16 protein-coding genes and 1 other RNA gene are annotated in these 21,179 nt (G+C 68.8%); 15 read left to right on the forward strand and 2 right to left on the reverse strand.

Annotated features, from left to right (window positions below; translation table 11 throughout):
* Window positions 1–210: 210 nt before the first annotated feature.
* From YWW_RS33675 to YWW_RS33685, 9 genes are all read left to right on the forward strand, one after another.
* A complete protein-coding gene (locus YWW_RS33675) occupies window positions 211–1,524 on the forward strand; it encodes a protein kinase domain-containing protein (RefSeq protein WP_051325297.1) in 1,314 nt (437 codons plus the stop codon).
* Between the two features lie 252 nt (window positions 1,525–1,776).
* The gene (locus YWW_RS0102595; RefSeq protein WP_026928870.1) at window positions 1,777–2,283 is read left to right on the forward strand and encodes a PadR family transcriptional regulator; all 507 of its coding nucleotides are present in this window, start codon (window positions 1,777–1,779) and stop codon (window positions 2,281–2,283) included.
* A gap of 128 nt (window positions 2,284–2,411) precedes the next feature.
* Window positions 2,412–3,524: a peptide chain release factor 2 gene (prfB, locus tag YWW_RS0102600; protein ID WP_051325298.1), complete on the forward strand. Its 1,113-nt coding sequence runs from the start codon at window positions 2,412–2,414 to the stop codon at window positions 3,522–3,524.
* Window positions 3,525–3,779: 255 nt separating this feature from the next.
* Window positions 3,780–4,460 carry a cell division ATP-binding protein FtsE gene (gene ftsE, locus YWW_RS0102605; protein ID WP_026928872.1) on the forward strand — a complete coding sequence of 227 codons (681 nt, stop codon included), beginning with the start codon at window positions 3,780–3,782 and terminating at the stop codon, window positions 4,458–4,460.
* Window positions 4,461–4,483: 23 nt separating this feature from the next.
* Entirely contained in the window at window positions 4,484–5,359 is an 876-nt protein-coding gene (ftsX, locus tag YWW_RS0102610; protein ID WP_026928873.1) for a permease-like cell division protein FtsX, read from the forward strand.
* 545 nt (window positions 5,360–5,904) lie between these two features.
* Complete coding sequence (locus YWW_RS38170; protein ID WP_425402679.1) at window positions 5,905–6,645, forward strand: M23 family metallopeptidase; 741 nt, start codon at window positions 5,905–5,907, stop codon at window positions 6,643–6,645.
* A gap of 54 nt (window positions 6,646–6,699) precedes the next feature.
* Window positions 6,700–7,206: an SsrA-binding protein SmpB gene (smpB, locus tag YWW_RS0102620; RefSeq protein ID WP_051325300.1), complete on the forward strand. Its 507-nt coding sequence runs from the start codon at window positions 6,700–6,702 to the stop codon at window positions 7,204–7,206.
* 111 nt (window positions 7,207–7,317) lie between these two features.
* Window positions 7,318–7,692, forward strand: a transfer-messenger RNA (tmRNA) gene (gene ssrA, locus YWW_RS34725).
* Window positions 7,693–8,356: 664 nt separating this feature from the next.
* Window positions 8,357–9,097, forward strand: a complete 741-nt coding sequence (locus YWW_RS33685; RefSeq protein ID WP_156037383.1) for a MerR family transcriptional regulator — start codon at window positions 8,357–8,359, stop codon at window positions 9,095–9,097.
* Window positions 9,098–9,535: 438 nt separating this feature from the next.
* On the opposite strand, the gene YWW_RS0102630 is transcribed toward YWW_RS33685, so the two are convergent.
* Together YWW_RS0102630 and YWW_RS0102635 are read right to left on the reverse strand one after the other, a co-directional pair.
* A complete protein-coding gene (locus YWW_RS0102630) occupies window positions 9,536–11,779 on the reverse strand; it encodes an alpha-galactosidase (protein ID WP_211228402.1) in 2,244 nt (747 codons plus the stop codon).
* Window positions 11,780–11,835: 56 nt separating this feature from the next.
* A complete protein-coding gene (locus YWW_RS0102635; RefSeq protein ID WP_081687147.1) occupies window positions 11,836–12,996 on the reverse strand; it encodes an ROK family transcriptional regulator in 1,161 nt (386 codons plus the stop codon).
* Window positions 12,997–13,232: 236 nt separating this feature from the next.
* Here YWW_RS0102635 and YWW_RS0102640 point away from each other — a divergent pair, with 236 nt between their 5' ends.
* The 6 genes from YWW_RS0102640 to YWW_RS0102665 all read left to right on the forward strand — a co-directional run bounded on the left by YWW_RS0102640 (window position 13,233) and on the right by YWW_RS0102665 (window position 20,989).
* Entirely contained in the window at window positions 13,233–14,933 is a 1,701-nt protein-coding gene (locus YWW_RS0102640) for an extracellular solute-binding protein (protein ID WP_026928877.1), read from the forward strand.
* A gap of 91 nt (window positions 14,934–15,024) precedes the next feature.
* Complete coding sequence (locus YWW_RS0102645; protein ID WP_026928878.1) at window positions 15,025–16,011, forward strand: ABC transporter permease; 987 nt, start codon at window positions 15,025–15,027, stop codon at window positions 16,009–16,011.
* Complete coding sequence (locus YWW_RS0102650; protein ID WP_035704000.1) at window positions 16,008–16,967, forward strand: carbohydrate ABC transporter permease; 960 nt, start codon at window positions 16,008–16,010, stop codon at window positions 16,965–16,967. The genes YWW_RS0102645 and YWW_RS0102650 overlap by 4 nt, the downstream gene beginning before the upstream one ends.
* A gap of 77 nt (window positions 16,968–17,044) precedes the next feature.
* Window positions 17,045–18,061: a hydroxyacid dehydrogenase gene (locus tag YWW_RS0102655; protein WP_155829855.1), complete on the forward strand. Its 1,017-nt coding sequence runs from the start codon at window positions 17,045–17,047 to the stop codon at window positions 18,059–18,061.
* A gap of 18 nt (window positions 18,062–18,079) precedes the next feature.
* Entirely contained in the window at window positions 18,080–19,810 is a 1,731-nt protein-coding gene (locus tag YWW_RS27935; RefSeq protein WP_051325302.1) for an acyltransferase, read from the forward strand.
* A gap of 171 nt (window positions 19,811–19,981) precedes the next feature.
* Entirely contained in the window at window positions 19,982–20,989 is a 1,008-nt protein-coding gene (locus YWW_RS0102665; RefSeq protein WP_035704002.1) for a LacI family DNA-binding transcriptional regulator, read from the forward strand.
* Window positions 20,990–21,179: the final 190 nt, after the last annotated feature.

Raw genomic sequence — 21,179 nt, forward strand, 5'->3', positions numbered from 1 at the left:
TGGCCGTTCGAGGAGCATGGGCGCAAGTGTAGTGGTCCGCCAATCACGAGACGCGACCGTCGATTCCCGCTCGGCCGCACGGCCCTCCCGCGATGCCGCGAACCGCTGTATCCCCGGATCGTGCCACCCTTCGATTCTGATCCTGACCTGCACTGATATGGCATTTACAGTGGAATGGCCAAGGCCCGCAGCCACACCTGAGGAGTCGCCATGCGAACCGTTCTGGCAGACCGCTTCGAGCTCCACGCCGAGCTCGCGCGCGGCGCGGTCGGTGTCGTGTGGCGCGGCCTCGACCGGGTGAGCGGCGAGAGCGTCGCCGTGAAGATCCTGCGCGAGGAGCTGCGCGGCGAGCCCGAGATCGTCGAGAGCTTCTTCGCCGAGGCCGAGATCCTCAACGCCATCGAGCACCCCGGCGTCATCGGTGTGCGCGACTTCATCGTCACCGACGCGGTCCTGGCCATCGTCCTCGAGTTCGCCGAAGGCCCGGACCTGCGCGAGCACCTGCGCCTCCACGGGCCGCTGTCCGCGGCCGAGGCCGCCCGCCGCTGCGCCTTCGCCGCCGAGACCCTCGCGGCGGTCCACCGCGCCGGCTACCTCCACGGCGACGTCAAGCCCGGCAACCTCATGCTCTCCGGCGCGGACGCCGTCAAGTTCATCGACTTCGGCATCGCCCGCGCGGCCGGCTCCACCTCCCTGCCCTCCCACGGCACCCCCGAGTACACCGCCCCGGAGATCGCCGCCGGCGACTCGGCCTGCCCCGGCATCGACAACTACGCGCTCGGCCTGGTCCTGTACGAGGCGCTCACCGCGCGCAGCGCCTACCGGGGCGGCTCGATCACCGACGTGCTCGACCGCCACCTGGCAAAGATCCCCGTCAAGCCCGCCGCGGTCGACGCCGGGCTGTGGGCGATCGTGGAGCGACTCCTCTCGCTCGACCCGCGCGAGCGAGGCGAGCTCGACCACATCGCCGCCGAGCTGCGGCGCCTGGCCCCGACCCTGTCCGAGCGGGCGACCGCCCCGATCGAGCCGCAGCTGCGCGACCGCGGCGCCCCGGCCCCGGCCGCCCACTCGCCGGTGACCCCCGCGGCCCCGGCGCTCGCGGCCGCCGAGGTGCTCCCTCCGCACGAGCCGTCGAAGCGCCGCGGACTGGCGATCGCCGGCGTCGGCGTGCTCGGCCTGCTCGCCGCCGCGGCGTTCGTCCTCTTCGCTCTCCCCGGCACCGAAGGCGGCGGCGAGGACGTGGCCGACCCGTCCTCGACGGTCGAGCCCGCCGAGGGCGTCGAGCCCACCGAACCGGCCGACGACGCCGAGACCACCGAACCGGCCGACGAGGAGCCCTCCGACGAGACGTCCGCGCCCGGACCGCAAGGGCCGGAGACGGATAGTGACACTCCCGGGGCCGAAACGGATGATTTGTCCGATTCAGAGGGCGGCGACGAAGCCCCCGATGACTCCAATGAGGGCAATCAGGTGGACCAGTTCCCCGGATCCGACATCATCGGCTCCCCAATGCCCGGCAACTGAATTCGACGGGAACAGTCGATAATGCTCCGTAACTAGAGCGCGACACTCCGTTTCGGAATTCGCTGGGGCGATCGGGATCACACGATTGAAATTCTCCAAACACACGTTGCATCGAACTGGGGGCTTCCGGCCGATTCATAAGGCTTGCAAGGCAAGACGCGGACCATTCGTCACTATGTATTGGCAGCGGTCAATCGACACATTGGAGCTGTCCACTTGTCAGAACAGCATCCACATGGCATCCTGTCGGGCATGGCAGGAAAAGAACTGAACGCAACCTCAGCGGCATTGCTGGGCTTGCTACATGAAGGTCCAATGACCGGTGGGCAACTCATGGCCGAGGCGACCCGTCGCCTCGGTCCGTACTGGACCATGACGCGCTCCCAGGTCTACCGCGAACTCCCGGCCCTGGCCGAGGCGGGCCTCGTCCGCGTCGGCAAGCCGGGACCGCGCGCTTCGGTGCCGTACACGATCAGCGCCAACGGCAAGCGCGCCTTCACCCGCTGGCTCAACGAGCCGGCCCGCATCGGCCAGCTGCGCGACCCCGTCGCGCTGCGCACCGCCTTCACCGACTACATGTCCGCCGACACCGTGAACGACATGTTCGCCGACGCCACCGAGCAGCACCAGGAGGCCCTCGCCGAGGCCCGCGCCGCGGCCAAGGACTACTCCGGCGAGGACGACGGCGCCTCGGCGGCCATGGACTTCGCGGTCGGCTACCACCGGGCCGCCCTCAGCTGGCTCAAGAAGCGCTCCTAGCCTCAAGCACTAGAACAGAGCGCAGAATTCGCAAGTAGGCACTTCAAGCACGGAACGGGACGCGGGGCCGCATCAGGTCCAGCGTCCCGTTTCGTATGAGCGCGAATACAGGCGTACCCTGATCTGTTGTGACCAGTGTCGATGTTTCCGCCGATCTGCGCGAATTGAAGGCGACCCTCGCAAGCGTCGAGGCCGTCCTGGACCTGCCGTCGCTGCGGCGCGAGAAGGACGAGCTCGAGGCCGCCGCCGCCGACCCGGCGCTGTGGGACGACGCCGAGCACGCCCAGAAGATCACCTCCCGCCTGTCCTACGTCCAGGCCGAGCTCAAGAAGCTCGCCGACCTGCACGAGCGCATGGACGACGTCGAGGTCCTGTTCGAGCTCGCCGGGTCCGAGGACGACGCGAGCGCCCACGCCGAGGTCCTCGCCGAGCTCGAGGCGATCCGCAAGTCCGTCGACGAGTTCGAGGTGCGCACCCTGCTCTCGGGCGAGTACGACGAGCGCGACTGCGTCGTGACCGTCCGCTCCGGGGCCGGCGGCGCCGACGCCTGCGACTTCGCCGAGCAGCTCATGCGCATGTACCTGCGCTGGTCCGAGGAGCACGGCTTCGGCACCGAGGTCTACGACGTCTCCTACGCAGAGGAGGCGGGCATCCGCTCGGCCACCTTCGCGGTGAAGGGGCCCTACGCGTACGGGCACCTCTCGGTCGAGCAGGGCACCCACCGGGTGGTGCGCATCAGCAAATACGACAACCAGGGCCGCCGCCAGACCGCCTTCGCCGCCGTCGAGGTCGTCCCCGCCTTCGAGCAGACCGACTCGATCGAGGTCCCCGACGAGGAGATCCGCGTCGACGTCTACCGCTCCTCCGGGCCCGGCGGGCAGTCGGTCAACACCACCGACTCCGCCGTGCGCATCACCCACCTCCCGACCGGGGTGGTCGTGACCTGCCAGAACGAGAAGAGTCAGATCCAGAACAAGGCCACCGCGATGGCCCTGCTCAAGGCCAAACTGCTCCAGCTCAAGCGCCAGGAGGAGAAGGCCAAGGTCGACGAGCTGCGCGGATCGGCCACCGCCTCGTGGGGCGACCAGATGCGCTCCTACGTCCAGCACCCGTACCAGATGGTCAAGGACCTGCGCACCGGCCACGAGACCGCCGACGTCCAAGGCGTGTACGACGGCAACATCGACGCGTTCCTCGAGGCGGGCATCCGCTGGCGCAAGAGCGCCGAGAAGGCCGCCTAGACCGACCCGAAGCACCCGCCGCCCCGGCGCGCCGCCCGGCCGCCGGGGCGGCCTCCGCGCGTGGGCCGAGCGGTGGTTTCCGGTGAGCGGTGGCCGAGAATAGGCCGCGTGACCATAGTCGCTTCACCCGTTCGGGCGAAATCGTGTCGTCACTGGACGACAGGCGGGACATATGGGCTGTAAGTGCCACGGTATGCCACGCATGTACTGGAGCCGCCGGAGCGGCGCGAGGCTCCGGCGGCTAGACTCCGGCTCGTGATTCAGCTCGAGGGCGTAACCAAGCACTACCCCCGGTCGAACCGCCCGTCGGTTGAGGACGTCAACGTCTTCATCGACAAGGGAGAGTTCGTCTTCTTCATCGGTCCGACCGGCGCGGGGAAGTCCACGATCATCAAGCTGCTGCTGCGCGAGGAAGTCCCCGACAAGGGCAAGATCTCCGTCGGCGACATGGACGTGACGAAGCTGCGGCGGTGGAAGGTGCCGGCCTACCGGCGCAGCATCGGCTGCGTCTTCCAGGACTTCCGGCTCCTGCCGAACCGCACCGCCGCCGAGAACGTCGCGTTCGCGCTCGAAGTCATCGGCAAGCCCCGCTCGGTGGCGCGCCGCGTCGTCCCCGAGGTGCTCGAACTGGTGGGCCTCGGCGGCAAGGAGCACCGATATCCCCACGAGCTGTCCGGCGGCGAGCAGCAGCGCGTGGCCGTGGCCCGCGCGTTCGTCAACCGACCGCTGCTGCTGCTGGCCGACGAGCCCACCGGTAACCTCGACCCCGACACCTCGATCGAGATCATGCGGCTCCTCGACCGCATCAGCCGGACCGGCACCACCATCGTCATGGTCACCCACGACTCCAACATCGTGAACCAGATGCGCCGTCGCGTCATCGAGATCGAGAACGGCCAGATCGTCCGCGACCAGGCTCGCGGCGTCTACGGCTAAGCGGAAGGCAGAGAACAGAGCACATGCGCGCGAAGTACGTGATGTCCGAGGTCTTCCTCGGACTGTGGCGCAACATCTCCATGACCGTCGCCATGATCATCACCATGGCCGTCTCACTGACGATGCTGGGCGCCGGCCTGCTGCTGTACAACCAGGTCGACGTCATCGAGGAGTACTACCAGACCAACCTCGAAGTGGTCATCTACCTGGACCGCGACGTCACCGAGGAGGTGACGGCGCAGATCGAGTCGGATCTGAAGTCGAACCAGTACGTCGCCCAGGTCGAGTACGAGTCGCAGGACAAGGCCTGGGAGAGGTTCCAGGAGACCTTCAAGGAGTCCGAGGAACTGGTCGCCACCGTGAACCCCGAGGTCCTGCCGGCGGCGTTCCGCGTCAAGATGAAGGACATCAACGACGCCGACGCGCTCATCGGCGAGTTCGTCGACCGCGAGGGCGTCTACCAGGCCACGAACCAGAAGGACATCCTTCAGCAGGTCTTCGACATCCTCGGCGGCGCGCAGCGCCTGACCCTCATCGTCGCGCTCGTCCAGGGCGTCGCGGCCCTGATGCTGGTCGCCAACACCATTCAGGTCGCCGCCTACTCGCGGCGCCGCGAGGTCGCGATCATGAAGCTGGTCGGCGCCCCCAACTGGTTCGTGCAGGCGCCGTTCGTCATGGAGGCGGTCTTCGCCGGCGTCATCGGCGCCCTGTTCGCCTTCGGCACGCTGATAGCCGCGAAGGTCTTCGTCATCGACGGCCAGTTCTCCGACCTGTTCAACCTGATGCCGCCCGTCGAATGGAACTCGGTGCTGCTCCTGCTGCCGATCCTGGCCGGCATCTCCGCGGTCATCTCCGCGGTCACCGCGTGGATCACCCTCAGATTCAACATCAAGGTCTGACTGTCACCCGAAAGGCGTAGCGTGTCGCAAACGCCCGAAATGTTGTCACAAGTGGACTAGTTTCGAGCGACATGAGACGAATCGCACTGCTGCTCGCGGCCCTGCTCCTCGGAGTGGCCGCGAGCAGCCCCGTCTCAGGCCGTCCCGGCAGGACCGAGCCCGACGCCGTCGACCGCGAGAAGGCCGAGATGGCCGCCGCGCTCGAAGGCGCCAGTGAAGAGGTCCAGGAGGCCGGACAGGCCCTGGTCGAGGCCGAGTCCCTGCTGCCGGGCGCCGAGCAGACCGTCGCCGAGGCCGAAGGGCGCGTCGCCGCCGCCGAGGCCGTCTCCGCTGCGGCGGCGCAGGCGGCCGAGGAGGCCAGGGCGGCCCTGGCCGTGGTCGAGGCCGAGCTCGAGGCGGCGGCCGAGGCCGTCGAGGAGGCATTGGAGGCCCAGGCCTCGATGCTCACCGCCACGTACCGGGGCGTCGAGCTGCTCACCGTCGACGCGATCCTCACCTCCGAGGACCCGGCCATGGCCGTCGACCGGTCCACCTACCTCGAGTTCATGATCGAGGGCAAGAACGCCGCGGTGGAGGAGGTCACCCTCGAACGCCGGGCAGCCGCCAACGCCGAGGGCGCCGCCTCCCTCGCCGAGGCCGAGGCCGCCGAGGCCGAAGCGGCGGCGGCCGAGGCGCTGGCCGACGCCGAGGAGCGCTACAGCGAGGCCGAGGCCGCCCGGGAGGCCGTCGAGGAGCTCGTCGCCGAGCGCGCCGACGCCCTCGCCGTCGCCGAGGCCGCCGAGGCCGAGGCCGAGGCCGCGTACGAGGAGGCCGAGGCCGAATCCGAGTGGCTCGCCNACGCGCTGCGAGTCGCCGACGACGCCGGCGACTCGTCCTCGTCGGGCGGCTCGGGCTTCGTGCAGCCGGTCGACGGCTGGAAGTCCTCGGACTTCGGCTGGCGCACCCACCCGATCTACGGCACCTCCCGCTTCCACGGCGGCACCGACTTCGCCGCGGGGCACGGCTCGACGATCTACGCCGCCGACTCTGGCACCGTCGTCCACGCCGGCTGGAACGGCGGCTACGGGATGCTCACCTGCATCGGTCACGGCGGTGACCTGACCACCTGCTACGGCCACCAGTCGAGCATCCGGGTCGACAACGGCGAGCACGTGGACCGGGGCGAGGAGATCGGCGCGGTCGGTTCCACGGGGGCCTCGACCGGCGCCCACCTGCACTTCGAGGTCCGCGTGAACGGCGAACGGGTCGAGCCCCTGGACTACCTCCCGTCCTGCCTGTGCCGCTGACGGACGGCGCAAATTGGCGTCGACATACATTTGTTCGATCGTTAAGCTTGCCCCGTGTCCAAGAAGAAACAGCCGAAGGTCAAGCACTCCGGCCCCGAACGCACCGTCGTGACCACGAACCGCAAAGCGCGGCACGATTACGACATCCTGGACACCTATGAGGCCGGGCTGGTCCTGTCCGGGACCGAGGTCAAGGCCCTGCGTCAGGGGAGGGGCAACATCGTCGACGCCTACGCCGAGATCCACGACGGCGAGGCGCGGGTGCACAACTTCCACATCCCCGAGTACGACTACGGGACGTGGACGAACCACCCGCCGAGGCGCATCCGCAAGCTCCTGCTGCACCGCGGCGAGATCGCCAGGCTCGGTCCGAAGCTCGACGAGGCCGGCCTGACGCTGGTGCCGCTGTCGGTGTACTTCCAGAACGGCTGGGCGAAGATGGAGCTCGGCCTGGCCAGAGGCCGCAAGACCTACGACAAGCGCCAGGCCATCGCCAAGCGCGAGGCCGATCGCGAGATCGAGCGTGCCGCCGGCAGGGCCGCCAAACGCGGCGGCCAGTGAGCTGCGGGAATACACGGCCCGCGCCGCTCGTTCCATATACGGTGGCTCTCGCCCGGCGCGCTGGGCTAGAATCGCTGAGCACAACTGAACAGGGGTATCTCACCTCAACTCGGGGCTGATCGGTTTCGACTTCGTATGTTGATGTGAGGGAAGCGGGTCGAGGAAGCCAACGCTGTCTCGTAAACCAACGTTGGAAACCAACAAGTGCCAACGCAAAGCAACGCACTGACTTCGCTCTCGCTGCTTAAGCGATAGTGAAGTTGCCGCACCGGAAGCGCGTCCGTTCCGGATCAGCGGCATCATTGAGGACGCTAGGTCGATGACTTGGTCGCTGGGTCATCGCACGACATTTTCAGCGGCTGGAGCCCGTCTCACCGACTTGTCCGCGTGAGCGGTGGGGCTCGAGAAAAGGCACAGCGGACTGCACCCGGAGAAGTCTCATTGAAGCAACGGAGGACCAGGGTTCGATTCCCTGCAGCTCCACAGTGTATTGATAGGTATGAATATTGCTCATGTCCGGGCGGTCGGGTTCCGACCGCCCGGACGTGTTCGTCGGGGCTCGGTAGCGGTGCTGGCGACCGATTCTGCGGCGGTTGTGCGCCGACTACTCGGTGTCCTCGCCCGGCAACTGGTCGTTTCCTCGGTCGGTGTCGCCTTCTTCGAGAGGTCGCGTCAACGGGTCGAGATGCTCGACAAGTGGATAGCCGGGTCATGAGCGGAAAAAGTCCAAGAGCTCATCTCAGGCTTGGGGAAAGGGCCGCTCCGGCCTTGCAGTGCTTGCCTGCGGGCGGCGGAGGCGATGCCGGCGAGGTATCGCGTCACGTCGGCGGCAGGGATCCGCGGGGGAGTGCGCGCACGCCCTTCACCGGAGGTCGAGGCAGGAGGTCAAGAGCCTCCAGACTGGTCGCGTGGCTCGGCTATCGATCGACTCTTGCTCAGTGAGCCGCATGCCTCAGGCGGCATCGACTGGTCGGCCGTGTGTCTTGACGGCGGTCCCGTGCGAGCGAAGCGGGGCGGAACTGGACCCTCGCCGGTGGACCGCGGACGTCTCGGCTCCAAGCGGCACCTCAAGGCTTCGCCGAACTCACCGCGGCGCTCATCTGCTGGAGACGCCTCGCTGAGAAGGTTCCGGCTGAGGGTTGACTCTCAGGTGACCGGAGCCCATAGCGTGGTCGGCATGAGTCACCGCGAACTGCTCAGCATCGGCGAGTTCTCTGTCAAGACGGGCCTGTCGATCCCGGCGCTACGGCACTACGACGAGGTCGACCTGCTGCGACCGGCCCGGGTCGATCCCGGCACCGGATACCGGCGCTACCGGCTCGATCAAGCCGCGCAGGCGACGCTGATCCGAGCCTTGCGTTCGGTGGAGCTGCCCATCGACCAGATCCGGATGATGCTGGCCGGTCAGAGCGGACCGGAGGCCGCCGCGGTGCTTGCTGCGCACCGCGAGCGGCTCCTGGAGCGGGCTCATGCCATTGCGCGACTGGCCGAGTTCGTCGGCCGGCACTTCGAAGAAGGGACAGAAATGGCAGTTACGAAGGAGGACAGGGTGGTGCAGGTGACCGTTCCGGCACAGGAACTCGAGGCGACCGTCCGGTTCTACACCGAGGCGTTCGGCCTCGAGTACGACCAGAGCATCGCCTCGTTCCAGTTCGGCGCGTGGGAGACCGACTCGTTCTTCCTGCTGACGCTCGATGAGTCGGCCGGCACGAGCGGATCGTTCGGTCCGGCGATGTTCGGGCTCTATGTCGACGACCTGGACGCCGCGCACGCGGCCGCGCTCGCCGCGGGTGCCGCACTCGTCAAGGCGCCGTTCGAGACCGACTACGCACCCCGCCGATCCGTGGTCGCCGACCCCAGTGGCAACCGGATCTCGCTGACGCAGCGCTGACCCTCGGCTCCGGAGGAAGACGATCAGGCTTCCTCCGGAGCCCTCCGCGACGAACAGCGCAAGAGAACCGGGCCGCATGGAAATCGGCCCCGTGCCACGGCTCGCCAGACGGCTTTGACCGGTTGGCGTTTCAGGCGGCGCAGGGTTTCGCGGTGGTCTTGCCTTCGTCGCGCTTGCGCTGGTAGCAGACCCTTCCTCGGCCGGTTTCCACAGATGAGGGCGCCGTCGAGGAGGGCATAGCGGGCACCGGCCCGTCGGGCCCGGAGCGCCGATGCGCAGGCGGCCGGCAGGTCGATCGTCTCTGGCGCCCGCCGGGCGGCGATGGCCCGGGGAATTCCGAACCCGGGCGCGAGTCGCCCGCAGGTGTGGCCCTGACGCATGTAGGCCGGAGTCGACAAAGCCTGCCGACGGAAAGGCGTACGCGCCCGGTCCTCTCTCCTAGGACGGCTCTCGGATCAGTTCGAGGACCAGCGCCTCGCCGGGAGCGAGCAGGGGCATTTGCAGGCCGACCTCGGCCAGCGCCAGGCCCGGGAGCCGCAGCTCCCCGTGGCCCAACCAGGGCGGGGCGACGTCGTCGAGTCCGCGCGGCACCGGCAGTTCGGGGACCGGTGCGACCGTGTACCGGCCCGCCGGGTCGAGGCGGGGGACGCGCAGGGTCGGAGCGAGTGCGCGATCGCCGGTGGCGTGGCGGGCGATGCGGACCAGTGCCCGCGCGCGGTCCTGGGCGATGACGGCGGTGGCGGTGGTTCCGGCGTCGCCGGTGTCGGGGTGGACCAGTTCGCCGGAGTGCAGCAGGCCCCGCAGGCGGCGGTAGCAGGCGATGCCCTCGCGCAGCACCTTCAGCTCATCTGGCGTGCACGAGGTGACGTCCCATTCGATGCCCGCCGAACCGAACAGCGCCACCGCGATCCGGAAGTCGAGGCTCGTGGCGCGGCGGGTGGTGTGGGTGACCGGCGGGCCGATGTGGGAGCCGATGAGCTCGAGGGGCAGCAGCAGTTCGGTCCAGCGCTGGATCGCCAGCCGCTCGATCGGATCGTTGGTGTCCGAGGCCCAGATCCGGTCGGTGCGGTCGAGGATGCCGAGGTCCACCCGGGCGCCACCCGAGGCGCAGGATTCGATCTCGAGGTCGGGGTGCCGCTTTCGCAGCCGGTCCAGCAGGCGGTACACGGCCTCGGTGTGCCGGTGGACGTTCGCCCTCCCGTCGTGGACGGCCTCGATGAGGTCGCGGTTCTGGTCCCACTTGATGTAGTCGAGCCGGTATTCGCCGACGATCGCCGAGATCGATTCGAGCAGGTACTCGAAGGCCTCCGGGCGGGAGAGGTCGAGCACGTACTGGTTGCGCCAGGCCCGCACACCTGTTCCGAGCGGCTGGAGCAGCCATTCGGGGTGCTCCCGGGCGAGATCGGAGTCGGGGTTGACCATCTCGGGCTCGAACCACAGGCCGAACTCCATGCCCAGGGAACGGACCTTGCGCACGATCGGGTGCAGCCCTTCGGGCCAGACCTGCGGGTCGACGCTCCAGTCGCCGAGCCCGGCCGAGTCGTCACGCCTGCCGCGAAACCAGCCGTCGTCGAGCACGAACCGCTCGACGCCGATCTCGGCGGCGGTGTCTGCGAGGGCTTCGAGGCGGCCGAGATCATGGTGGAAGTACACCGCCTCCCAGGTGTTCAGCACGACCGGTCGGGGACGGCGCGGGTGCGAGGACCGGGCGCGCAGGGAGCGGTGCAGCCGGGAGCCGATGCCGTCGGTTCCCCGGTCGCTCCAGACGAACACGCTGGCCGGGGTGCGGAAGGACTCGCCGGGGGCGAGTTCGATCTCGCCGGGGCGCAGCAGCGGACCCGCCCCGAGCAGGGTCCGGGCCTCGGGGAGCGCGTCGTAGCGGTAGACGGCGTCGCCGCTCCAGGCCAGATGGACGGCCCACAGCTCGCCGGTCGAGGACGTGAAGCCGGGGGTGCCGAGGGCCGTTACGAACGGCGAGTCGTGACCGGTGCGGCCGCGCCGCGTTTCGCGGACGTGGCTGCCCGCTGTCAGCGTCCGGTGCTGGGGGACGCGTTCGCGAGTCCAGCGGCCGGTGAAGTCCAGAACCTCGGCGGCCCGGTCGTCGACCGGGACGACGGACTCGAGTGCGGCCAGTGCGAGCGAAGTGTCCGAGGCATTGGTGACCTCGTGATCGACTCGCAGCACCCCCGCGAGGTCGAGCGAGAACGTGGTCGTCAGGTCCAAGCCGTCGGCCGTCGAGATCAGGCGCAATGAATCGGCGGTCGAGTGGGCTTCGATGATATTCCACTGTGGATATTGTGCCTGTCGCGCTCGATGCGCCGAGAAACCCGGTCGCCCCTCCCAGCCGTCCTGTTCGCCGGGCAGCACCGTGAGCGGCCACGGCTCGTCGAGCGCGCTGGGCGAGACCGGCCGGGCGCGGGCCAGGCGCAGCTGCTCGAGCTCGTCGGCGTCGAGACCGCCGAGGTCGCGGCCCCAGTGCAGCACCTCCGGCAGGCCTCGCTCGGGGACGTTCACGACCACCGCCACTCCGGCGGCCCGCAGGATCCTGATTCTTTCGCCGACCGAGGTGCGGTTCGCATCGGGATCACCGTGCGTCCGTCCGGGGTTGGTGTGCGGAACCGGGGCGGCAGGCAGCGGCTCGTTCATGCGGACCTCTCGAAGGCGGGTGCGGACGTCGTCCAAGTATGGGGAGGCTTCCCCTCTTTGTCAACAGATGGAACTAACGAGAGTCCTGATTCTCAGAACTGGAGGCAGGCGCGGATCGCGAGGACGGCACCGGCGCGGGCCCACTCGACGAACTCGAAGGGCTGAATGTCCAGGGTGATCGGTGCGCTGGCGGGGTGGCGGTTCATCTCGATCGCGGCCTCGATCTCGTCGCCCGCGAGCTCGGTCACGGCGAGGCCGTCGCCGGTGATGACGATGTTCTCCGGGTCGAGGGTGTTCGCGATCGTCGCCACCAGCACCCCGAGGGCGTGCCCCGCCTCGCGAAAGACCTGCATGGCCGCGTGGTCGCCGCCGCGCGCGAGCGCGACGACCGCCTCGTAGTCCAGGCCGGGCGTGCGCAGGGCCGCCACGATGGAGCCGTTCGGCAGGTAGGTGCTGGCGCAGCCGCGGTGCCCGTAGGAGCAGCGTGGGCCCGTCGGGTCGATGATCAGGTGGTCGAGGCGCCCGGACTTGCCGTGTGCGCCGGTGACGACCTTTCCGTCCACGACGAAACCAAGGCCGATTCCGGCGCCGACGGTGAGCAGCGCCATCGAGTCGAAGCCGGCGCCCACCCCGAACCAGTGCTCGGCGGCGGTCAGCGATCGCACGTCGTTCTCCGTGGCCACGGGCAGTGCGAGGCGCTTGCGGGCCACGTCGGCGAGCTCGACGTCGTGCCAGCCGAGGAATGGGGAGTCCACCACGATCTGACGCCCGCCCGAGGTGTTCAGGTCGCCGGCGAGGCAGATGCCGGCCGCCGTGATGTCCGGGTGCGCGGCCCCCAGGCGGTCGTGGACGCCGCCGATCTGCTCGACGATGTCGGCCACGCCCCGCGAGACCAGCGGCTCGTCGTGGGAGGCGAGGACGTTCGCGGTCAGGTCGGTGACGACGGCGAAGAGGCGCTCCCCGGTGAGCTTGACGCCGAGGAAGCTGCGCGCGTCGGGTCGGGCGTGGAGCAGCTCGCTGGGCCTGCCGGTGGCGCCTCGCAGCTCCATGGCGCCCTCGGTGACGAAGCCGAGGTCGACGAGCGTGCGGGTCACGCGCGTCAGGCTCGCCCTCGACATGCCGAGCTCGCGCGCGATCTCGGCCCGCGACTTCGGGCCGTGGACGAGCAGCTCCCGAAGCGCGCCCCGCTCGACGGGGCTGAGCGTCGGCCAGGGTTCGGGGCCGGCGACCCGCGGTACCGGAAGACTCGCCATCGTGTGCTCCTCGCTTGGTTCAGGGCCAACATTATCCGCACGGCTCGCGGGGCGTCTCCGGGCGTTAAGTCCGGTTCGCGCAGGCCGCCCCTCGGGCGTCGACTTGATTTCAAGTGTTGACAAAGTATCGCGGCGTGTGTACCGTACTGCGCACCAGGCGTGCCATCCATTTACATCGATCTTGGCCTGGCCGGCCTGGGCAACCCGTACCCCTTCTCAACGACGAGGACGACAACATGGCTACTCCCTCAGGCCGGTCGCCGGTCAGGCGCCGCTCCCTGTTCAAGGCGGCCGGTCTCGGCACCGCAGGCGCCGCCGGTCTGCCCCTCATGTCCGCCTGCGGCGAGGTCAGCGGCGGCGACGGGAACGTGCAGGAGGTCGACCAGACGCTCGACATCCTGCCCGAGTACAAGGAATGGCCCCTGCCGATCGAACCGGACCTGGTCGGCGAACCGCCGAACCACCCCAGCGGCTACCTCCAGTACCCCAACCCGCCTGCGCAGGCGATCACGAACACGCCGAGCAACTCCGGCTCCTACCAGGTCTACGTCCCCAACTGGGGTCCGACTCCCGAGAAGGACGACCCGTACTTCCTCGCCATGCAAGAGGCCACGGGCGGCACGAAGATCGAGTTCGTCCAAAGCGACGGCGAGGCCTTCAACCAAGCCTCGGGGCAGTGGATCCAGGCGCAGGAGTTCGGCGACGCGATCTTCATGTTCGGCTGGATGGCCAACTCGCAGGCCAACTTCAACGAGACCGTCGTCAACCGCTTCGCCGACATCTCCGGCCTCGTCTCCGGCGACATCTCCGAGCGCTGGCCCCTGCTGGCCGGGCGCGGCGACGCCGCCTGGGCCGACTCGGTCTGGTCGACCGACCCCGAGAACCCTCAGGAGACCGCCGGGATCTACGGCGTCCCCTGGGAGCTCAGCGGCGGCCCCGGCAACGGATTCTTCTATCGCGCCGACCTCATGCGAGAGGCGAACCTGGAGCCCCCGACCACCGTCGAGGAGCTGCTCGAGATCGCCCGCACCTGGTCGGACCACCAGGCCGGCAGGTGGGCCATCGGCGGGACCGACTACATGTCCCGAGCATGGTTCCGGCTCGAACAGTCCGGCTGGCTGTGGGACGGCTCGGGCCTGGTCAACAATAACGAGCGCCCCGAGTTCAAGGAGTGGGTCACCTTCCAGCGGACCCTGACCGACGAGCAGCTCCGCCACCCGAACGTCGGCACGCCCGACTTCGACGGCAAGACCCTGCAGCGGACCGGCGAGATCCTGTTCGACCAGGACGGCTGGAACCGCTGGTGGCAGATCACCGAAATGGTCCGGGCGAGCGGCGAGGACCCCGACTTCGAACTCCACCCGGTCGGCGCGCTCACCTACGAGGACCGCGAACCGATGTACCACGCCGCTTCGGGCGTCGGCGCCTGGCTGTTCTTCCGCAAGGATCTCGGCGAGGACGCGATCGCCGAACTGCTCGACGTGTCGAACTACGTCGCCGCCCCGTACGGCACCAAGGAGTTCGAGACGGTCTTCTTCGGTTTCGAGGGCGAGCAGTTCGAATACGACGCCGACGGCAGGCCCGCGTTCACCGAGGCCGGCGTCACGTCCTTCCAGGACTCCCTGACCTACACGGCCATGGGCGGCCGCACCCAGTACCTCCTGGAGGGGCCCCCCGACATCATGCAGGCGCGCTTCGAGTTCGACGAGCAGATCCTGCCGTACCTGGACTCGAACCCCTTCCAAGGGCTGCGTCTGACCAGCCCCGAGGCGGGCACCAACGCCGGAACGGTCTTCGACGAGAAGGTCAACGACATCATCTACGGCCGCGCGGAGCTCAGCGAGCTGGACTCGGCGATCGAGACGTGGAAGGCCGACGGGGGTGACGAGGCCCGGGAGTTCTACGAGAAGGCCTACAAGCAGCTTCACGGCGAGTGACGGGAACCGGGTGCTGGACCGCGGTCCCGCACCCGGCCACACCTTTGAGGACGGTTCGGCGAGCAGACCCATCGGAGACGACGAGAACAGCATGGCAGTGACAGCAGGACCGGCGGAGCGCGCCGCCGAGGCACCACCGAAGACCAGGCCCCCCGGATCCAGACGGAAGCCGTTGCGACATCGGCTGCGGCGGGACTGGCCGCTGGTCGTGCTCACTGTGCCCGCGATGGTGCAGCTGGCGGTCTTCTTCTACACCCCTTCGGCGTACAGCGTCATCGCGTTCATGGACTACAGCCCGTACCGGCCGCTGTGGGAGAACCCGATCATCGGGTTCACGCACTTCCAGATCCTGTTCGAAGACCCGTACTTCGTCGACGCGCTGTTCAACACCCTCCAGTTCGCGTTCGCGCAACTGATCTTCGTCTTCCCCATCTCGATCGGGCTCGCGCTGCTCATGCAGAGCATCGTCTCGACCAAGCTGCGCAGCGTCTTCCAGTCGATCGTCTACCTGCCCTACTTCTTCTCCTGGGTCTTGGTCGTCACGGTGTTCAACCAGGTGCTCGGCCAAGACGGCCTGTTCAGCCGCTGGCTGCTGGGCATGGGCGGCGAGCGGCTCGACATCATGAGAGACCCCGACACCTTCATGTTCCTGGCGTGGATGCAGTGGACCTGGAAGGACGCCGGCTGGGGCATGATCATCTTCCTCGCCGCGCTCGCGTCGATCAACCCGGCCCTGTACGAGGCCGCGGCCGTCGACGGCGCCAACCGCTGGAGGCGCCTGTGGCACATCACCCTCCCGGGCATCCGCCCGGTGATCGTGCTCCTGCTCATCCTCCAGCTCGGCGGCATCCTCTCAGTCGGCTTCGAGCAGTACCAACTCCAGCGGGAGATGGTCGGCTGGGGCACCTCCGAAGTGCTGGACACCTTCGTGTACTACCGGACCATCCTGGCCTCGAACGGCGAATCGCTCGGCACCGCCGCCGGCCTGTTCAAGGGGATCATCGGGCTGCTGCTCATCCTCGCCGCCAACCACATCGCCCACCGCTTCGGAGAGCAAGGGATCTACCAGAAGTCATGAGCGCCACCATCGCCGAACGCACCCCCGCCCGCCGGCGCCGCCGGAGCAACCGCCCCGTGTGGGACGAGGAGCCGTCGTCAGTCGGCAAAGCCGCCAAGGGCCTGTTCCTGCTTCTCTACGCCGCGGCGATCCTCATCCCGCTGTGGGCGGTGCTCGCCACGAGTGTCGCGACCGAGGAGGCGCTCCTGGAGGGCGGCGGGGACATGGTGTTCCTGCCGACCGAGGTGAGCTTTCAGGCCTACCGCGAGATCCTCTCGGGCGGCGCGGTCACCAGATCGCTGCTGTTCTCGCTGCTGCTGACCGCCGTGGGCACCGCGATCAGCCTGGCCCTGACGGTCGGCGCGGCCTATGGACTCTCGCGTCCCGGCTCGGTGTGGCACCGCAAGTTCCTCACGCTCATCCTCATCACGATGCTGTTCGCCCCCGGCATGTACCCCGCCTACCTCGTGGTCCAGGACCTGGGACTGCTCAACGAGATGTGGGCGCTGATCCTGCCGGTGTGCTTCAGCGCCTGGAACCTCATCGTCCTGCGCACCTTCTTCATGACGGCCATCCCAGGCGAGCTCATCGACGCGGCCAGGATCGACGGCGCCGGGGAGTTCCGGACCATGTTCAAAGTGGTCCTGCCGATGTCCAAGGCGATCCTGGCCGTCATCGGCCTGTTCTACGCCGTCGGATACTGGAACACCTACTTCCTGGCCGTGCTCTACACCCCCGGTCTGGAGACGAAACCGATCCAGGTGCTCATCCAGCAATGGCTCCTGACCTCCGGCGGCGGCCCGACCGGCCAGGACGCCGCCGCCGCCGCCGCGATCGCCTCGGGCATGGAGAACGCCCCCGCCGCCTCGCTGAAGATGGCCGCGGTGGTGTGCACGATCATCCCGATCGTGATCATGTACCCGTTCATCCAGAAGCACTTCACCAAGGCCGTCATCACCGGCGCCGTCAAAGGCTAGGCGGTGCCACCGATCGAGCAGTCGCTCAATGGATCGGACAGAACCTGCAAATTCGATCTCATCACCGGAGGCGGCAAGTGGCGACCGAACCCCGATCAAGGATGCGCGCCGCGTTCGCGATGGCCCCGGAGTCCCTGCAGACCCGGATCTTCAGCCCCGAACAGCTCGACGAGCTCGCCCGCCGGCTCGACCTCGCTTCGGCAGTGCTGCGGGGCCGAGAGGACGTCGACCGGCTCCCGCAGGCCGATCGCATCGAACTCCTCATCGCCGGATGGGGGTGCCCGGTGCTCGACGAGGCGCTGCTCGAGCGCCTTCCCGCACTCCGCTATGTCATCCACAGCGCCGGTTCGGTCAAGCCCTTCGTCACCGACGCGGTCTGGGAGCGCGGCATCCGCGTCTCCTCGCAGGCCGCGGCGAATGCCATCCCGGTGGCCGAGTACACGGTCGCGATGATCGTGCTCGCGAACAAGGGGGTCTTCGCCATGGCCGGGCGCGCCCGACGCGGCGAACCCGACCCCGACATCCGCACCGAGCTCGCCCACGCCGGCAACTTTGGCAAGACCGTGGGCGTCGTCGGCGCCTCCCAGATCGGCGCCCTGGTGCTCCGGATGCTCTCGGCCTACGACCTGCGGCTCATGGTCGCCGACCCGACGCTCGACGAGTCCGGGGCCGCCGCGCTCGGAGCGCGGCTGGTGTCCCTCGATGCACTCGTCCGCGAAAGCGACGTGGTCAGCGTTCACGCGCCCTCACTCCCCGAGACCCGGGGATTGATCGGCGCGGCCGAGCTGGACGCCATGCGCCCCGGCGCCACGCTCATCAACACCGCGCGCGCCGAGCTGGTCGACCAGGACGCCCTCCTGCGCGTCACCGCGACCGGCCGCATCTCGGCGATCCTGGACCTGGTCCATCCCGGCGAGGGCGCGCGCGCCCTCGCCGGGATGGACAACGTCGTCATCACCCCGCACCTGGCCGGATCGGTCGGCGTCGAGCTCCACCGAATGGGCGCCGGGGTCCTCGACGAAGTCCGCCGGGTCACCGACGGCGCCCCGCTGCATTTCCCCATCGACCCCCGGACCCTTGCACGCTCCGCCTGAACGAGAGGTCTCAACCCGATGTCCGAGCCGACCGATGACACCGCCCGCGACCCCCTCGCCCTGGACTACAACGGCTGGCTGTTCTGGCAGCACTCCACGCCGGAGCAGAAGCAGGCGCAGTTGCGGCGCCAAGAGGACATACTCGCTCGCGCCAAGGGCGCCATCGGGGAGACCACCTTCATCTCCGAACTGGCGATGGTCGAGCCGACCGAGTTCTCCATCGGGAGCGGCTCCTACGTCGCGGCGCACGCCTACATCACCGGCACCGTCAATATGGGCGACGACTGCACGGTCAACGCGTTCACCGTCGTCCGCGGCACCGTGACCTGCGGCGACGGGGTGCGGATCGGCGCCCACACCTCGATCCTCGGCTTCAACCACTCGACCGCGCCCGACCGGCGGATCTATCTCCAGCCGGGCACCGAGATCGGGATCCGCATCGGCGAGGACGTCTGGATCGGGTCGAACGTCGTCATCGTGGACGGGGTGAACATCGGATCCCACGCCGTCATCGGCGCGGGCTCGGTCGTGACCTCCGACGTGCCCGACTGGGCGATCGTCGCCGGCAACCCCGCGCGCCTCATACGGGACCGGCGGGCGCCGCGCAAGGCGGCGCGGCATGAACTGGCGTCGGCGCTGCGCGACTTCGGAGAGACCGCCCGGGAGCAGGTCGGCGCGATCATCGCCCGCAGCTGGGAACCCGATGCGCTCGCCGCCGACGGCACGAGCCCGGGCCGCTACGTCGACGCCCCCGGCTCGCACGCCACGCTGCGCGCACACGCCGACGCGGTGGAGCTGTCGATGCTGCTCACCGCCGAGGCGCCCGAGCAGCTCACGCGCGAGCAGCACATCGCGCGGCTGCGCGAGAACCAGGACCCGGCCACCGGGCTCACCCCGCTGCTCGTCGACGGCCGGCACGCGGGTCCGCCGACCGGCTACGACGACGGGTCCGCGCACTACCACGTCCTGAGCCTCGGCTACGCCCTCGACCTGCTGGGCAGCAGCCTCGAACACCCGATCAGGGCGGTCGAGCGGCTCAGCCTGGGCGAGATCGTCGCGGTCCTGGAGGGTCAGCCCTGGAAGGACATGGGGTGGGCGGCGGGCGCGGGCGTCGACACGATGGGCACCGCGCTGCTGTGGAACCTCCGCACAGGTGACCCCGAGATCGCCCGCGACCAGGCGAACACGATGTTCGGATGGCTGCTCACGAACGCGCGCCGCGACACCGGCATGTGGTGCGCGCCCCGGCTCTCCGACGGGATGCTGCAGGTCGTCAACGGCTACTACCGCGCCATCCGCGGCAGCTTCGCGCAGTACGGACTCCCCGTCCCCTACCCTGAGCGGGTCATCGACGCGGTGCTCGAACACGCGCGCGACGAGCGCCACTTCGGTCCGGGGCGGACCACGGCGTGCAACGCCCTGGACATCGCCCACCCACTGTGGATCGCCGCGAAGCAGACCTCGCACCGGAAGGCAGAGGTCACCGCGCTGGCGCAGCGGATGGCGACCGAGACCATCGCACGCTGGCAGCCGCACGAGGGATTCGCGTTCCGCCTCGCCCCGCTCGGAGGGCCGCTGACCGCAGAACACCGCCCAGGCCTGCAGGGCACCGAGATGTGGGCCGCGACGCTCTGGTACCTCGCCGACCTCGCGGGCGTCTCGGAGTCCCTCGGCTACCGCCCCGCCGGCGTGCACCGCCCCGAACCGGCGTTCGACCTGTCCGAGATGAACGGCTCGCGGCGGCCCTGATCGTCCATGACGGGAACTGTCGGGAGGGAAGGCGGCTCGGGCATGGAACCCCGGAGGCCCCGGTCGTTCCGGTGCCGAACGGGGGTTCTGCGCGGTGCTCCGGGGCGTGTTGAGCGGAGTCGGTATCGTTCCGGTGTGACCGATGCCGAACCTCCTCGCCGTCGCCGCGGCATGCGCGAAGTCGCCCGAGCCGCAGGCGTGTCGACATCCACGGTCGGGAACGTGGTGAACAATCCGCAGCGGGTCGCGCCCGAGACCCGGCGGCGGGTGGAGCGGGCGATGGCGGAGGTCGGTTTCGTCCGCAGCGGGGCCGCCCGGCAGCTTCGAGGCGTCCCCAGCCGGATGGTGGGCGTGGTCACGCTCGACACCGGCAATCCGTTCTACGCGGAGGTGAACCGCGGGATCGAGGACCGGCTCGCCGACGTCGCCTGCATGGCGCTGTTCTGCAGCACCGACGGAAGGCGCGAGAAGGAGGACCAAGCGCTGACCGCACTGGAGGAGCAGGGCGTGCGCGGCATCATCATCACGCCCGTGGACGAGAACTTCGACCGGTTCGACCGCATCGGTCGCCGCGGGACTCCGGTCGTTCTGCTCGACCAATCTCGCGGCGCGTTGGACCTGTGCGCGGTCGCGACGGACAACCTGCACGGCGGGAAGTTGGCCGCCGAGCATCTCCTGTCCCTCGGCCACACCCGCATCGCCTTGCTGTGGCCGACGGTCGACGTGCGGACGGTCCTGGACCGCCGGAACGGCATCCGCCAGGCGGTCGACTCGGCCGGCCTCGACCCCGAGCGCGCACTGGTCGAGTTCGACATCGTGCCGCCGCACCTCGTGGAGGGCGCCGATGAGGCGGTCGGTCGGATACTGGCGAGCCCGCATCGGCCCACGGCGGTCATCTGCTTCAACGACCTCGCGGCGCTCGGAGCCATGCGCGGGCTCAAACGTCGGCGGGTCCGCGTGCCGGAGGACCTCTCGCTGGTCGGCTTCGACGATCTGGAGTTCGCCGCCCACCTCAGCCCCGAGCTGACGACCGTCAACAATCCGAAATACGAGCTCGGGCGGGTAGCGGCGGACATGCTGCTGTCCGAGGCGGACACGCACCATCGGCATCGGGAGATCTGCTTCCAGCCTTCGCTTTCGGTACGCGACTCCGCGGCCGCGCCGCCGCATGGTGGTTGACGTGTTTCGGAAAGTTCTTGGAACGTTGCATCGAAATCAATCAGTTGGGCGGCTCGTCGGCGTTACATCCCGCAAATTGAGACAGTAGCGGCCAATCTGGTCCTTCTGGCATCACGTTGAACTGCGGTTATGCAGACGATCATGATCTTATGCTTCATTTATATTGACATTACTCGATTTGCAACGTGAC

Origin of the sequence: Glycomyces tenuis DSM 44171 (assembly GCF_000427885.1) — a bacterium.
Classification (GTDB): Bacteria; Actinomycetota; Actinomycetes; order Mycobacteriales; family Micromonosporaceae; genus Glycomyces; species Glycomyces tenuis.